This is a genomic window from Lachnospira hominis (ex Hitch et al. 2025), from assembly GCF_040096395.1.
Taxonomy (GTDB): Bacteria; Bacillota; Clostridia; order Lachnospirales; family Lachnospiraceae; genus Lachnospira; species Lachnospira hominis.
The window spans coordinates 71,854-87,501 of sequence record NZ_JBBMES010000006.1 but is presented as its reverse complement, the minus strand read 5'-3'; the positions used below and the strand labels follow the sequence as shown (position 1 = coordinate 87,501).

Genomic DNA, 15,648 nt, shown 5'->3' with positions numbered 1-15,648 from the left:
TAAAACATGGAGGTTAAAAATCTATATGAATATTCATACAAAACATGAAATTTTAAAAATAATACAGAACGTGAAAAATATTCATATTAATCTGCATGTATTAAATAACAATGAATATATTAATTCTTTAACACAATGTCAGGAATATGCAGTCAATATTGGAAATATCATTGAAAACAGTGATTGCAATGATAAAAATATTGTTCCGCTTCTTGAAAATTATTGTGAAGTTTTGTATGAATTGTCTCTTATTAATCCGGCAAGTGAAAGAATATATAAAATAAAATTAATTGATGATTTAATTAATAATGTTGAGAGTTTAATTGGAAAAATTGCAGGAAAATACAGAATTGTATTTCTTCCATATAAAGCCCAGATGTGGGATGCACTTGAGAGCGTCTGGCTTGCGGCTAAAGATGATGACAGATGTGAGTGTGATGTGATTCCGATACCATATTTTGAATTTGATAAACGTAAAAATGAATGGCATCTTGCGTATGACGGAAATGAATTTCCATCATATGTCCCAATTACGCCGTATCAGACTTATAGCATACGTGAGTTAAAACCGGATGCTGCATACATACATTATCCATATGACGGCAGTAATACAGTAACGAGAATCCACCCGGCATATTATTCTGATGAACTAAAAAAATATGTAAATAAATTAATATATATTCCTTATTATGTAACGGCCGGGGCAATTTCGGAAAATCATAAGTATTTTCCTGTTTATAAAAATATGGACTATTTTATTGTACAGTCTGAATTTTTTAAGCGTTCTTGTACCGGAGTATTTTACTACGATAAAATAATTCCACTTGGTTCCCCTAAGATTGATTCAGTAGTTAATAAGTGTAAAAACGAAAAGAATATTCCTGATGAATGGAAAAAAATATTAAATAATAGAAAAGTTTTAATGCTTAATACAACAATAGGCGACATTTTGTGTTATAAAGGTGTTCTTATAAAAAAATTACAGCATTTTTTTGAACTTGTAGCACAAAGAAAAGATATTGCTTTAATCTGGAGACCGCATCCGCTTACTGAGGCAACGATTAAGTCAATGCGGACAGAGATTTATGAAAGTTATATAGAATTAAAACGATATTTTATGGATAATGAAATTGGTGTGTTTGATACTACACCTGATATTGCATATACGATTGCTGTAAGCGACGGATATATAGGTTCGGATGGAAGCTCGGTTATTAATATGTTCAGTGCTGCCGGAAAGCCGGTGTTTATATTTAATGATTTAATATTTAATGAATTTTCTGAAAATGAAAAAAGAAATCTAAGAATTATTAATATGGTTGTTAAAGAAAATGAATTGTATTTTGTTGCAGATTCATTTAGTGGGATATTCAGATTTGATATTACAAATTTCAAGGATGCAGATAGTAATTATATAGGGGAAGTGATTGATAATTCCGAACACAGATGGCAGCAGCCATATGGATATATATGTACACAGCATGATGATGTATATATAGCATCAGTATACAGTGACTATATTACAAAATATGATGGTACTAATTATAAAACATTTATATGTAATGAAAAATATGATGCGAGAGCATTGGGACAAATGAAATTGTGTGATAATTTTCTTGTGTTTTTGCCTTATGAGGGATTTGATATATGGAAATATGATACTCTGACAGGAGAATGGACGGTTGATAAGATAACAATTTTAAATCTGTATAAAAATCTTGGAACAGCGGCATATGGAAATATAGCTTATAGCTGCGTATATTTTAATGGGTGTTTATGGATAGTAACAGGCTGTTCGGATTATTTATTAAAATATAATGTCAATACCGGTGAGAGTGAATTGCATAAAAATGGCGTAGATAAATATGTATATACCTATATAACAGCAGATGAAAATAGATTGTATCTCCTTGATAATATTAACAATATTATTGCAATAACAAATGATGGAATTGATTGTATGGTAATCAAGATTCAAACATCACTTATAAAAAAATACTGGAATACAGAAAACGGAGAATTGTGTTTATTCAAAGCTGTTTTAAATGTTGGAAACTATATTGTGCTTATTCCGGCATTTTCAGACACATTTATAAAAATAAATAAAATCACTAATGAGCAGAGTGCGATAAACACACATTTTCTTGATAATGCAGACGGCTGTTTTAATGGATATAATCCGGAATATTCTTATAGCACAGGTGCATTTGCGGTACTTAATAGTTATGAATTTATAGTGCAGCGTACATATGATGGAAAAGCAGCAGTTATTAATGTTGATGATATTAGTACTGAAAATGTTGAGGCGGGAAATTGCCGGGAATTTTACATTAAAATTTCAAATGTTGATTTAGAGAAAAAACTGGAAAATTCGGATGGATTCGAGAAAATGTGCAGTAATGGTTATTTCTGCCAGAAAGAGAATATATATCTTTCAACAGAACAATTTCTGGATAGAATGGTGTCCTGTGACTGGGATGGAATTATAGAGCGGCAGCAGGAATATGTGAAATTTCTTGCATTAAATCCTGGAACATGCGGTGAAAAAGTACATGAATTTGTTATGAATTCGTTAATAAAATGTTGATTTTAGAAGGTGGCTTATATGAATTTATCAGTATGTATTATTGCAAAGAATGAAGAAAAACATATAGAAAAATGTATGCAATGTCTGTCTGATAAGGAAGTACAGATAGTTGTGGCAGATACCGGGTCTACAGATAAAACTAAAGAAATTGCAAAAAAATACACAGAGTTCGTATATGATTTTAAATGGATTGATGATTTTGGGGCGGCAAAACAGTTTGCAGTATCAAAAGCGTCCAATGACAATATATTGATTCTTGACTGTGATGAATATTTGCAATCTGACAAAACTGTACTTGAAAAATTAAATAGTATGCTTGAAAATGAACCTCGAAGAGCCGGACGCATAAAATGTATCAATGTATTGGAGGATGATTCAAAAAATACTGATTGGATAACAAGAGCATTTAACAGGAAGTATTACAAGGTAGAAGGAAAAATACATGAGCAGATAGTTAAGACTGATGGAGAACCGGCAGATACGTTCTTGTCCGCTGTTGTTATTAAGCATGTTGGATATGCACTTAATGATGATGAGAAGAAGAAAAAGGCATTACGTAATATAAAACTTCTGAAAAAAAGACTTGCTGAGCTTGAAAAGAATTTTGATAGTGACATAACACAGAATAATGAAAAAGAGATTCCATATATTTATTATCAGTTGGGGAAAAGTTATTATATGGAAAAAGATTATAATAATGCATGTGATTTTTTTTCAAAGGGACTTTCATTCGATTTGGAGCCAAAGCTTGAGTATGTTATAGATATGGTTGAAACATATGGATATGCAATGTTAAACTGTGGAAAAGTTCAGGAAGCATTATCGTACACATCAATTTACGATGTATTTGGAAACAGTGCGGATTTTAAGTTCCTTATGGGGCTTATATATATGAAAAATGCAATGTTTGATGAAGCTGTAAATGAATTTCAAAAAGCAGCAGAATATAAAGAAAGCCGTGTTGAAGGTGCTAATTCTTATCTTGCATATTATAATATCGGGGTAATATATGAATGTCTGGGAAATATAGGAAAAGCACAGGAATATTATAAAAAATGTAATGGCTATTCAAAAGCTGTGGAAAGGCTTAAAAATGGAAGACATGGTAATTTAACGAAATGCAGAAAAACAGGGGTGTAATATGATTAATAATGAAAATACAATGTATATGTATTGTAATGTCCTTGGACAGACAGAGCCGGAGAAGATTCTTGATATAGGCCTGTTCTACAGGCAGATAGGTGGTGTGTCGAGAACAATTCTTAATTCTGATGTTCCAAAGAAGTGTTTTATTACAGGCATTGATTTGGAAAATTCAAAAAATTACGGAGTGTATAATACAATATATGATGAAATAATAAGGACGGAAGATATAGCCGGATTATCCGATGCAGAATATGATTTAGCTGTATTTCTTGATAAAAAAATTAAAGGTTTAGAAAGAAAGAATCTTTTTGATTTTGTAAAATCGAACTGTAAGTGTATTTTTGCTTATGAAACAGATGATGTATATCTGCAAAATTGGGAAAATAAAAGGAAACTTAATGTTAATAATGTGACTGGAATTCTTGCATGGAGGTGACAAAATAATGGATACACAGATGTGGGTGATAACACATAAAAATTATCCGGGTATAAGTGATGACTTATATAGAACTCTTCATGTTGGCAGAGCTTTGTCACAGGACCTTGGATATACAGGTGACGATACAGGAGATAATATTTCATTAAAAAATAGAAATTATTGCGAACTTACGGGACTTTACTGGCTTTGGAAAAATAATCAATGTGATATTATAGGTGTATGCCATTACAGGAGATTTTTTCTTGAAAAAGGACGCATGCTTACAAAAGAATATATAGAGAAGACTTTAAATGATTACGATATAATTGTTCCGACATGTGGAATGGTTAAGGAAGAAAATGTAAGAAAGCAGTATGCGGCTAATCATTATGAAGAAGATTTTGATATATGCAGAGATGTAATAAGCGAAAAGTATCCTGAATATGTGGAAGCATTTGATATAATGGCTGAATCAAAATTACTTAATTTTTGTAATATGATAATTACAAGGAAAAATATTTTTGATGATTATTGTAAATGGCTATTTGATGTTCTTTTTGAAGTTGAAAAAAGAGTAGACATATCCGACAGAGATGACTATCAGAAGCGTATATTTGGATTCTTATCAGAACGTCTTATAAAAGTATGGCTGATAAAAAATGAATATAAAGTAAAAGAACAGAATGTAAAAATGATGGATTCGGACGAGCTTGATAAAAAATCCAGTCTTAATAATGCAATACGGAATGTTTATCAAAAAATAACAGCAGGAATATTAAAAAAATATTTAAGTCCGACAGTTCAGCCGGAAAAGATAAATCAGTCAGTATGTTCTGATGGTCGTATTCCTGTGTGGACATACTGGTGGGATGGAGAGGAGCAATCACCAGAAGCTATAAAGAAATGTATAAAAAGTATCCGTGATAATATTGACAGCAATAAATATAAACTTCATGTTATAACACTTGCTGATTGCCAGCAGTATGTTACATTTTCCAATATAATTATTGATAAGGTCAATTCCGGAAAAATGCCACTTGATATATTGGCACAGAGATTATCAATGGAACTTTTGTACAGATACGGAGGCGTGTGGATAAGCCCGGAGTGTTTTGCTGCTGATGAAAGAGTTAATGATTTTATTGATTCAGGAGAATTTGTTTCATTAAAACATGAAGGAATATGTGATAAATCATTTTTAAAAGGACCGGCGGGATTTCCGTTATTTGGATTTGTAATGGAGTCGATTGATACATATTTTAGCTTTAAAGATGATTTGTTGTCACAGGATATGACGGATGAATTTATTAATATAGCATGTGAACATATGGATTATGTACGTAATGATGTGGATAAATGCCCTGATAATAATAAAAATTGTGAATTCTTCAAAGAAAATGCAGATAGAGTTTATCGCGAAGAAATATGGGATGACGTAGTAAAAGATACTTGGCTGTATAAATTGCAGAGTGACAGACAATATAAACAAAAAAATATTATAGACAAAGATACATTTTACGGAAAAATTATCTGTAGATAGTAAAATGTATATTATGCAGGAGATAATGTGAATTTCATGGATGAAAAAAATTTAAGTATAATTGTTATAAAATCTGAGATGTCATCTTCTTTTTATGAAACATTGATGAGTGTCTGCAGGCAGTTAAATTATAATGATAATATTGAAGTCATACTCGCAGATGCCGTTGATGGGACGGCGTATGAATTATGCAGAAAATATGGGGAGGATGACAATACATTATTGCTGGATAAAGTTAGATTTGTTGATATCAGTTCACAGATTTTTGAAAATATGGCCCAGATAAAAAATGAGTCTGTAAAATATGCAACAAACAGGCGTGTGCTGATTTTGACGGATAGCCAGATTCTTCAGGAAGGTATCATTGAGAAATGTCTGTTGACTGATAGAATCGAAGTTTCAGATGATGAATTGAAAAGTTATTATAATGCAGGAACAGATGCATTTTCATATCTTGTTGCTGACAGGGATACGTTTAGTTCAATAGGTGGATGGAATTCCGGTCTCGCATGCAATGAGGATTATGAATTATTTATACGAGCATGCAATTATAATTGCCCTGATAAATTTTATCCAATATATTCTGATGAATATAAATATCCTGTTTTTAAAGAAACATTTTTGGTATATGCCTATATTCTTGGAAAATATGCTTCAAAACTTCGCAATTCGGGTATGTTTAATGATGTTTTGTCAAACTGGTTTATACAGGCAAAAAACTATGGTATAGAAACATATTTTGAAGATTGTGCAAAGAAAATGATTGGCAGAACAGAATGTTTTAATGCAATTGATAAAAATATGAATCCTGTACTTATGTTTTACGGATTAAAAACATGTAATGGAACATTAAACTCATTTGCATTAGAATTTGCCCAGGCACTCAGAAATAAAAGAATTAATGTTCTGCTTTTAAATATTGATGATGATAATACAACAGAGAATATTGGAAAAATAATTCTGAATGATTACAGATGCGTAATTGGCATGCAGACAGGTCTATATACAGAGAGACTCGAAAATGGTCAGTTACTTGGCAATTTATTTAAATGCCCTAAGTTTAATTATGTATTTGACCATCCTCTTTATGTCAGCTGGAGTCTTATGCTGCCGGTTAATGATTTGTATGTTTTGCAGCAGGATGAGACTTATTCTGAATATATAACAAAATATTATCCATATGTGAAAAAAAGCTGGCACTTTCCACCTGCGGGACTTATTGGCAATCTTACAAAAACAGAAAATGGCAAAACAGAAAAAATATATGATATATCTTTTATTGCAACATATAATGATTACAGAGAGAGACTAGATGTAATAAAAAATCTTCCTGATAATATAAGAAAAATATCATGGCATATGGTTAATCAGCTGAAAAATCATCCTAATCAGCGTGCAGAGGAAGCACTAGAGGCAGTGCTTGAAAAAAAGAAAATAACTTTAACAGAGCATGAATTTGTTGTTACGCTTCACAAATCTCTTGAAGCTGTGAGAACAGTAACTTTTTATATAAGAGAAAAAATTATAAAAACTCTTATAGAATCAGGTATAAATGTTGATGTTTTTGGTGATTCGTGGAAAAAATCTCCGTATGCAGATAATAAAAATCTTATTATTCATGATGATATTGATTTTGAAAAAGGGCTTGACATTATGGCACAAAGCCGTATTTCTCTTAATGTTATGTCATGGCATAAAGGCGGCATGACTGAAAGAATTGCCAATGCGATGCTTAATTATTCTGTCTGTGTTACGGATGAAACCTCTTATATAAACAGGCATTTTGTGGCGGGAGAGAATATAGTTACATTTAATCTTGATAATATTGATAAGCTGCCGGATAAGATAAGAACAGTTTTGCAGGATGAAAATCTTCAGAAATATATTGAGAAAAATGCGTATAAGAAAGCTTTAAGCGAACATACATGGGATAATCGTTCTGATTATTTTATGAACATACTGGGAGAAATTGAAAAATAATGAAGATATTGTATTATACGTGGAATGAGACAATGGCATATGATATTGAAGAGACTCTTGATATTGAAGGACATGATGTTGTCAAGGTGTCATATCCTATAAGCAGTTATGTTGCGGATAAAGGATTTAATGATTATATTGTGAGAATTCTTGATAAAGATAATTTTGATTGTATATTTACAATGAATTATATACCTGCTCTTGCGAAAATATCATTCCTGCGAAAAATAAAATATATTGCATGGATTTCAGATAGTCCTAATTACACGACATATTCAGAAATGATTCACAGTCCGTATAATTATATTTTTCATTTTGATAAAAAAGAAGTGGAGAATCTTAGAAGTACAGGGGCTAAAAATATATTTCATATGCCGCTTGCAGTAAATACTAAGAGAGTGACCAAACAGATAGAAACATCAAAAACACAGAAAAACAAATATAAAGCAGATGTATCTTTTCTGGGAAGCTTATATAGTGACAGGGATTTTTTTGATAAGATAACTGGAATTAATGATTATCAGAAAGGTTTTGTTGATGCTGTAATAAAAGCACAGTTATTATTTCAGGGGTGTGATTTAATTGAAGAAGCATTACCAAAATCATTTATAGAGAGCGTATTGAAGCTGGTTGATTTTAATATGGACAGTGAAATCAAGCTGTCCGATGAAAAAATTCTGCTTGATTTAATAAGAAAAAAAGCTACATCAATTGAAAGAATTGAATTGTTAAATTTTATTGCAAAAAAATATCAGGTTGTTCTTTATACAGGTTCTGCTGATAATATGCTGTATCATGTAGAGAACAGAGGATATCTTGATTACAATACACAGATGCCGGTTATGTTTAATTCTTCAAAGATTAATCTTAATATAACACTTAGAAGCATACAATCGGGAATAAGCCTGAGAGCTCTTGATATAATGGGAGCAGGTGGATTCCTTATTTCAAACTGGCAGCCTGAACTTGCGGAATGTTTTGAAGAGGGAAAAGAGGTTGTAATGTACTATGACAGAAATGATTTGATGTCTAAGATAGAATATTATCTGCAAAATGAAGATGAGAGAATGAAAATTGCGGAAAATGGACAAAAAAAGATAATTGAGCAATTTGATTATTCATGTGCATGGAAAAAAATATTCGGTGTGGTGTTTTAGAACACTACATCGAATATTTCTTTTAATCTGACTTTATATGTATGGAATTCATTTACTTTACCAAAACCATTGGCAGCAATCTGCCGGCGTTCATTATCGTGTTCTAAATAATAGTCACATTTATTTATTAAATCTTCTTTTGATTCAAATACTGCCATATCTTCTCCGGGAACAAAAAAGTCGTAAAAATCTGCCTGATAATTAGACAGAAGAAAACCATTACAGCCCATGATATCCATGGCTCGCAGAGGAATTCCGGAGCGGATTGAACGGAGTGAAATATTTAAGTTTATGCGGCTGTTATTAAATACATATGGCATGTGGTTATAATAGTCTATAGGACCGCAATTGATTATTTCAGGCAGTTCAGGTGTTGCATTAGGAGTGTAAAGGTGTGTGTTGAACTGTTTTGATACTGCACTGAGCAAATCTTTTCTTTCAAGTTCTGCAAGCTTTCTTGCAATAAAATAGTATGCGTAGAGGTAAGAAGCTGTTTCTACGCCGTCTTTATTTGGTTCGGCAGGAACACTTTTTTGCAAAGCATCAATAATATCGGGTTTTAATAATTCTTCAATAAAATAATATCCATATACTTTCAGTTGTGCCTGTATTATTCCATCAAGATATCCGGAAACATAAGGAGTCAGGTTTTTCAGCCTGTCAAATAAATTGTGTTTTTCATTATACATTGAACCGACAAATGCAACATCACATTTATATTTATTACATAAATTTGAAATTGCAGGATTGGTGTCTGCTTCTCTAAGCTGTCTTGTTATCCTGTCGGTATTTACTGCGAGCGGTGCATAGTAGACTGTGTTAATTCCTGCATTTTTGAGCTCAAGATAGAGAGTTTTATCAAAAATAAATATATAATTGCATGGATTTATAACAGTGTATGAATATAAAGATACAAGCGGGCTGTCATATATAAAAGCAATATATGGAATATTAAAACGACGGCAGCAGTTTGAGATTACCGGGCTGTAATTAAATGTAAATACACAGTCGTATTTAATACTCATTTCATTTTCAAAAATATTATCAAATTCTTCATTCTTTCTTTCACGCATTAATTCTGTAGAAATACATTTATATTTAATACCCATATCTTTAAAAGCATCGCAGATATCTTCAATTCCGAAGTTTTTCCATTCAAAAATAAGTACATTCATAGCGTGTTCCTCTATAGTTTAAGTGTTTTGTGTTTATGGTTGTTACTGTTTCTGCATGGTTTTACCATTTCATCTTTATCCCGGAAATGCCATATCAAGCATTTGCAATATTCTTGTGTCATATGTGTGAAGACGTGCTACGGTCTCAAATCCGTGGCGGGCGATTTCCTCACGTTCATTATCGTGTGCAAGGTAATAGCTGCAAAGCTCTTTCAGGCTGTCGAAGCTGTCATATGCAACGAGGTCTTTTCCGACTTCAAAAAATTCTGGAAGTTCTGTCTGATAATTTGTAATCAGAAAGCCTCCGGCGGCAAGAACGTCAAATATTCTTAAAGAAAGCCCGGAACGGATTGATTTTGCTGTTATATTAAGATTGATTTTACTCTGGTTAAATATTATTGGCATTTCTGTGAGAGATTTTGCAAAACCGCGGTTATGTATATGCGGCATGGATGAAGTGTCACTTCCAGTGTAGATGTCTACATTAAAGTTGTCGGATAACATGCGTAAAGCACGAAGGCGTTCCTGTTCGGCGACTTTTACACTTATATACTGCTGTGCAACAAGTGCACGGTTTTTCTGCCTGTAGCTTTCAGGAAAACGATATGAACCGGGTGTTGCTTCAAGAAATCTTGTGGCAAAATCTTCAGTAATCAGTTCTTCGATAAAATTGTAACCATATACTTTAAGCTGTGCTTCAATAATACCATCAGTAAAGCCACGGTCGGCATCATTTAATTCTGACCGGTTGAAAGGACATTTTTCCTGATAAGTGGAGCCGATAAATGAAATATCGCTTGCAAACTTTGCTTTTTCGGATGTAGATGCATTTTTAATAACATTTTGTATTCTGTTGACATCTGCAGCAAGCGGAACGTGGAATATATGTCCTTGGTTGAAAGGCTCAAATTCGTTGTAAAGACACCTGTCAAATAAAAATATGCGGTTGCAGTCATTTTTTAGCGAATAAGAGTAGAGTTCAAGAACAGGACTGTCAACGATAAGTGAAATGTATTTTAAATGCATTATTTCGCATAAGTCCGACAGCCATGGGAAAAAGTTAATTGTGAAGACAAATGTAAACTGACCGTCTATAAGCTTTTTTGATACTGTTTCGACACATTGTGATGGCAGCAGATTTTTATTGTATATTTCCATGTCTTCGTCTATGACTTCAAATCCAAGCCGTCTGAAAGAATCAGATATGTCAGGCTCGCATATGCTTCCGTATTTATAGAAAAATATTTTCATAAATTGTATCATCCATTCATTGTATTATTGCAAAATATAAGTTATTCTGTATATATATTTTAGCAGAACATAAGTGGCGGGGCAACCCACGAGTTGATGTGAAGGTGGTGATATTGTGATTTTGGAGAATATAGATTTTTTAAATGAATTTAATGGCGTGTCGGTATTTGTGCGTCTTATTCTGGCATTGATTCTTGGTGCACTTCTTGGTATTGAGAGGGAACGGAAGCAAAGACCGGCAGGACTTCGTACGTATACGCTTGTCTGTCTGGGTTCGGCTCTTGCAGCAGTAACTAACGAATATATATGTACGATTTATCCGTCTGCCGACCCGGCAAGAATTCCAGCACAGATTGTAAGCGGAATTGGATTCTTGGGTGCCGGAACTATACTTGTGACAAAAGAGCATCAGGTAAAGGGACTCACTACGGCGGCAGGTCTGTGGTGCTGTGCAGCAGTTGGAATTGCGATTGGTTCGGGTTTTTATTATGGTGCAATACTTGCCGGGATTCTTATTGTTGTAAGTCTCAGAGTTTTTTCTATTGTTGATAAGAATTTTCTTAAATACAATAAATATATGAATTTTTATGTTGAATATAATTCAAAAGTTTTTATAAGGGAGCTTATATTTTACGCTAAAAAGAGCGGGTATCAGATATTGGACTTGGAGATTACAAAAGACAGTTCGAGTGGAACGTATTTTGCAACATTTCAGCTAAAGATTACGAATCCTTCATTAAGGACACTTGTGCTTGCATCGGTGCAGGAGCTTTCAGACTGTATTCTGGCGGAAGAAATGTAGCATAAACACATGCATCAGAAAATAGTATCTCTTATATGTTTGCAAAATTACATTGATGTGGGGTATAATAAAATCACTTATTAATGTGATTAATTGTTAATGTAATTAATATACACAGCGAATTTTTAACGTGCAAAAAATGTGCATATAAAGAGAAAGGGGTACAAAGATGGCACAATATAAATCTTTTTATAAGCTTCTTGAAAGCCTTGCAGATAAATATAATGATAAAACAGCTGTTTTATATGATACATTTGAGGTCAGCTATAGAAAATTATTTGATGATTCGGTAAAAAAAGCACTTCATTTGCAGCATTTTGACGGTAATAGAATTGCCATTTACGGACCGGCTTCATACAGATGGATTGTTAATCTGTTCGGAACGGTTCTTGCCGGAAAAGATGCGGCACTTGTCGATTTTTTTATTCCGCATGATATCAGATTTAAAATGATTGAGAAAATAGATGCGGATTATGTGCTTTGTTCTACAAACCAGTATATTTTATCAGACGCCAATGGAATAATTATTAATGGTGCCGAAAATGATAATGTTGATGGACTGACATATAATGCGGATGATGTAAAAGAAGGAAATCTTTTATTATTTACGGCAGGTGAAAACGAGTGTGACAAAGCGGTTGTTCTTACTTCAGATAATATAATGAGTGCCATTGGTTATATAAATGCCCATTGCAACTGCACTGAAGATGACAGGGTTCTGGCACAGATTGAATTAAGTAAAATATTTGGATTGTTATACTGCCTTATATGGCCGCTAAGCTGTGGTGCATGTATATGTGTCGGAAGAGGACTGAGGCATATAGATGCGGACACATACTATTATGATGCAACTATTCTTCCAGCCAATCCATCAATGGCTGAGTATCTGAAGAAGATAAAAGGATTCAATGACAATTTGAAAAATATAATAATAGGTGGTGCACCATGTCCGTATCATTTGTATGAATGCCTCAGAGACAGAGATATTAATGTAAGTTCTGTTTATGGAACATCTGAAAGTACAGGTTGTATTGCAATTAATTATGATGAGGATGGTTCATATGAGCCGTTTGCGGATAATACGCTTAAACTTTCTGATGATGGTGAAATTCTTCTAAGCGGCGGATGTGTCATGAAGGGATATTATAATGATGAGGTACAGACAGAAAGAAAGTTAAAAGGCGGTTATCTTCATACTGGAGATTATGGAAGAATTAACAGCAGTGGAAGACTTATTATTACAAAGAGAAATCCGGCAATTATCAGTCTTCCTACAGGTGAAAAAATATGTAGAAATGTCATAAACAGAGAAATAGAATCAATTAATGGAATTGCAGAAAGCTATATAATGTTTTATGATGAGAAGCTGATTGCGGTAATATCTGCTATCGACAAAAGTGAAAAAGTTGACAGATTTAAGCGTAAGATAGACAAGTATAATGATAAGAAAGGCTACAGATGGGAAATACAAAAGGTTGTTCTTCTTGATAAGAAACTGCCAAGAAAGGATGATGGCAGTGTTGATGAAGAGGCTCTTGAGAAAGTGATAGATGAAGCTTAAGATTTTTCTCTTTTTGCCGATATAACATTCATGTAGATACAATATGACAGTTATTTGTTGTATTTTAAGAAGAATAAAGGAGAGTTATAATCATGGAAGATTTACGTACACAGCAGATAGAAGCACTTGAGGTGGCAGTTCCATATTGTGCAAAGATAAGCAATGCATTAAATAATCTTATGGAAGAGCTTAACGGTCACAGACAGCCGGATACGGATGAATATATGAAGAGCACATTGAACGGGCTTAACTGGATTGTTGAAGTTTATAATGGAACAAAAGATCTTATCAATAAAGACAGTGTAGTAATTAACAAAGAAGAGGTAAATAAGAGCGTTTTAGCACTTAATGCAGCCAATAATGCTAATGATGATGCTGCGAGAGTTGAGGCTCTTAAAGGACTTAAAGCTTTTGTTGATACATTTTCTGCACAGGCTGGGAAAGTTATATCATAAAAATAAAATATAAGCCCTGGCGAATTAAGTCCGCCAGGGCTTTCTTTTATTTAACAATAATCATTAAACATCATTCCGCTGTAAGCAGAAAGATTATATGGGTCGTTAAAAGCATATTTTGGATTTTTGTATGCAACGATTTTGTTGTTTACATAATTCATAGGATTGGTTGAGATATCCTCTGCTTTTTTCATAAGGGCTGCTTTGAAGTTATTAAGCTCATTAAAAATATTATCAATTGTGCCATTGTGTGCAGATTCTATCACAGTCTGTCTGTCAACACTGACAGAGCCGTCATCTTCGACTTTTAAGCCATTATTATTTAAAGTGGTTCTGTATTTCGATGCTATTCTTGAAAATTCCAGCTTTAATCGGTCATTTCCTTCAAAAATTTTATTATTGTCGCTTTCTGTGATTTTGACAAGACCATTGTAACCTGATATTAACTCGTCAATGCTGTCTGCAATGGAATTGTCGTCAGTGCTGAGACTGAGTGTTACAGGTTCGTCGGTTGTCTGTTTTAATTTGACGGAAAATGTTTTGTTGAGCATAAATTCATTGGAAGGTGAATACTGCTCGCTGCCATTGACAGAAAAAATTGCATTATAAGGATAGCTGCTTACCCTGTCCATGCCGAGAGTATTTATAAGCTCACTGTTATCGGATTTTATGCTGAAAATAGTTGAATGAATACCTGATATTCCTGTTGCATCAGATGTTATTACAAGTCCTTTATTCTCAAGGCTGTCAGTCTTTACTTCGCAATTAAGGCCGATGTTGGAACGATTAATGAGACGTGCAATTTTATTTTCAACATCACCATTATTTTCATCTTCTGATACGTTAAATTCAAATTCATATGTAAGGTTATTGATATTTAAATCAAAAGAATATGTTCCCGGCTTTAAAAGCTTCTGGTTAGGCTGCAAAAAATTTCCGGTGTTTACCTGATGGGTTGCAAGCTGGCTGACACTTATTTCAACCGGTTCACAATCAGATGATGAATCTCCTATAAATTCAGCCGAAACAGCTTCCGGGTTGCTTGAAGATGCTGATTTTTTGAATGTCATCTCGCCACTTTTATCATCTGATAAATCTTTTGCAATATAACAAAGCTGTCTTGCATGCTCTTTTAAATCTATGGCATATTTTTGTGCGGCAACGGAGAAATCAACCTTATATGTAGGTGTCTGACTGTTGGTTTTTAAAACTCTGCCATATGAATTCTTTAACTGGTTTTTTGTATGGGTATCATATTTAGAATTAGATTTCCAGCCATATTGGGAAATATAATAGCTGTATGCACTGCTAATCATCAACAGTCACCTCCTTGTCTGCTAATAATAATATATATATGAGATTATGGAAAATCCGTTTTCCAAAAAATTCTTTAATATATTATATAGTATTAATCGGGACAGGGCAACAAAAACTTAATAGTAAATTTTTATTATTTACTTGATTTTTGGGATAATATGATGTATTTTATATGAAGCAGGATGAGAAAACATAAAAAAAGTGTTGACGCACTCTTGAATACTGTGCTATATTAGACTGGCTATGGAAGCGGTCTTTT

General features: G+C 33.1%; 12 protein-coding genes. 9 read left to right on the top strand and 3 right to left on the bottom strand.

All coding sequences use genetic code 11. The features are described 5' to 3' along the window. Window positions 1-25 precede the first annotated feature (25 nt). The 6 genes from WMO38_RS07480 to WMO38_RS07455 are packed head-to-tail and all read left to right on the top strand — an operon-like array spanning window position 26 to window position 8,828. Window positions 26-2,587, top strand: a complete 2,562-nt coding sequence (locus WMO38_RS07480) for a CDP-glycerol glycerophosphotransferase family protein (RefSeq protein ID WP_349162032.1) — start codon at window positions 26-28, stop codon at window positions 2,585-2,587. Between the two features lie 18 nt (window positions 2,588-2,605). Continuing rightward, a complete protein-coding gene (locus tag WMO38_RS07475; RefSeq protein WP_349162031.1) occupies window positions 2,606-3,727 on the top strand; it encodes a glycosyltransferase in 1,122 nt (373 codons plus the stop codon). Window position 3,728: 1 nt separating this feature from the next. Further along, the gene (locus WMO38_RS07470) at window positions 3,729-4,169 is read left to right on the top strand and encodes a hypothetical protein (RefSeq protein ID WP_349162029.1); all 441 of its coding nucleotides are present in this window, start codon (window positions 3,729-3,731) and stop codon (window positions 4,167-4,169) included. Window positions 4,170-4,176: 7 nt separating this feature from the next. After that, window positions 4,177-5,691: a DUF4422 domain-containing protein gene (locus tag WMO38_RS07465; RefSeq protein WP_349162027.1), complete on the top strand. Its 1,515-nt coding sequence runs from the start codon at window positions 4,177-4,179 to the stop codon at window positions 5,689-5,691. A 36-nt stretch (window positions 5,692-5,727) separates the two neighbouring features. Continuing rightward, window positions 5,728-7,671 (top strand): glycosyltransferase family protein, encoded by a 1,944-nt coding sequence (locus WMO38_RS07460; RefSeq protein ID WP_349162025.1) that lies wholly within the window; start codon window positions 5,728-5,730, stop codon window positions 7,669-7,671. Further along, window positions 7,671-8,828: a CgeB family protein gene (locus tag WMO38_RS07455; RefSeq protein WP_349162024.1), complete on the top strand. Its 1,158-nt coding sequence runs from the start codon at window positions 7,671-7,673 to the stop codon at window positions 8,826-8,828. Before WMO38_RS07460 ends, WMO38_RS07455 begins: the two co-directional genes overlap by 1 nt. On the opposite strand, the gene WMO38_RS07450 is transcribed toward WMO38_RS07455, so the two are convergent. After that, complete coding sequence (locus tag WMO38_RS07450; protein ID WP_349162023.1) at window positions 8,825-10,003, bottom strand: CgeB family protein; 1,179 nt, start codon at window positions 10,001-10,003, stop codon at window positions 8,825-8,827. The two genes, WMO38_RS07455 and WMO38_RS07450, sit on opposite strands and share 4 nt — an antisense overlap. 75 nt (window positions 10,004-10,078) lie before the next feature. After that, window positions 10,079-11,254: a CgeB family protein gene (locus WMO38_RS07445; RefSeq protein ID WP_349162022.1), complete on the bottom strand. Its 1,176-nt coding sequence runs from the start codon at window positions 11,252-11,254 to the stop codon at window positions 10,079-10,081. A gap of 115 nt (window positions 11,255-11,369) precedes the next feature. On the opposite strand from WMO38_RS07445, the gene WMO38_RS07440 reads away from it, so the two are divergent. The 3 genes from WMO38_RS07440 (at window position 11,370) to WMO38_RS07430 (ending at window position 14,072) form a co-directional block, all read left to right on the top strand. Then, window positions 11,370-12,056: an MgtC/SapB family protein gene (locus WMO38_RS07440; RefSeq protein ID WP_349162021.1), complete on the top strand. Its 687-nt coding sequence runs from the start codon at window positions 11,370-11,372 to the stop codon at window positions 12,054-12,056. 169 nt (window positions 12,057-12,225) lie between these two features. Then, entirely contained in the window at window positions 12,226-13,617 is a 1,392-nt protein-coding gene (locus tag WMO38_RS07435) for an AMP-binding protein (protein WP_349162020.1), read from the top strand. Window positions 13,618-13,709: 92 nt separating this feature from the next. Further along, window positions 13,710-14,072 carry a DUF8042 domain-containing protein gene (locus tag WMO38_RS07430; RefSeq protein WP_349162018.1) on the top strand — a complete coding sequence of 121 codons (363 nt, stop codon included), beginning with the start codon at window positions 13,710-13,712 and terminating at the stop codon, window positions 14,070-14,072. A 50-nt stretch (window positions 14,073-14,122) separates the two neighbouring features. Here the strand turns inward: WMO38_RS07430 and fliD are convergent, their stop codons facing one another. Next, window positions 14,123-15,388 (bottom strand): flagellar filament capping protein FliD, encoded by a 1,266-nt coding sequence (gene fliD, locus WMO38_RS07425; RefSeq protein WP_349162017.1) that lies wholly within the window; start codon window positions 15,386-15,388, stop codon window positions 14,123-14,125. Window positions 15,389-15,648: the final 260 nt, after the last annotated feature.

What these genes read in the sequence shown, in the direction of transcription:
- WMO38_RS07480 (WP_349162032.1), top strand. Translation starts at nt 26, where the DNA reads ATGAATATTCATACAAAACATGAAATTTTAAAAATAATACAGAACGTG.
- WMO38_RS07475 (WP_349162031.1), top strand. Translation starts at nt 2,606, where the DNA reads ATGAATTTATCAGTATGTATTATTGCAAAGAATGAAGAAAAACATATA.
- WMO38_RS07470 (WP_349162029.1), top strand. Translation starts at nt 3,729, where the DNA reads ATGATTAATAATGAAAATACAATGTATATGTATTGTAATGTCCTTGGA.
- WMO38_RS07465 (WP_349162027.1), top strand. Translation starts at nt 4,177, where the DNA reads ATGGATACACAGATGTGGGTGATAACACATAAAAATTATCCGGGTATA.
- WMO38_RS07460 (WP_349162025.1), top strand. Translation starts at nt 5,728, where the DNA reads ATGGATGAAAAAAATTTAAGTATAATTGTTATAAAATCTGAGATGTCA.
- WMO38_RS07455 (WP_349162024.1), top strand. Translation starts at nt 7,671, where the DNA reads ATGAAGATATTGTATTATACGTGGAATGAGACAATGGCATATGATATT.
- WMO38_RS07450 (WP_349162023.1), bottom strand. Translation starts at nt 10,003, where the DNA reads ATGAATGTACTTATTTTTGAATGGAAAAACTTCGGAATTGAAGATATC.
- WMO38_RS07445 (WP_349162022.1), bottom strand. Translation starts at nt 11,254, where the DNA reads ATGAAAATATTTTTCTATAAATACGGAAGCATATGCGAGCCTGACATA.
- WMO38_RS07435 (WP_349162020.1), top strand. Translation starts at nt 12,226, where the DNA reads ATGGCACAATATAAATCTTTTTATAAGCTTCTTGAAAGCCTTGCAGAT.
- WMO38_RS07430 (WP_349162018.1), top strand. Translation starts at nt 13,710, where the DNA reads ATGGAAGATTTACGTACACAGCAGATAGAAGCACTTGAGGTGGCAGTT.
- fliD (WP_349162017.1), bottom strand. Translation starts at nt 15,388, where the DNA reads ATGATTAGCAGTGCATACAGCTATTATATTTCCCAATATGGCTGGAAA.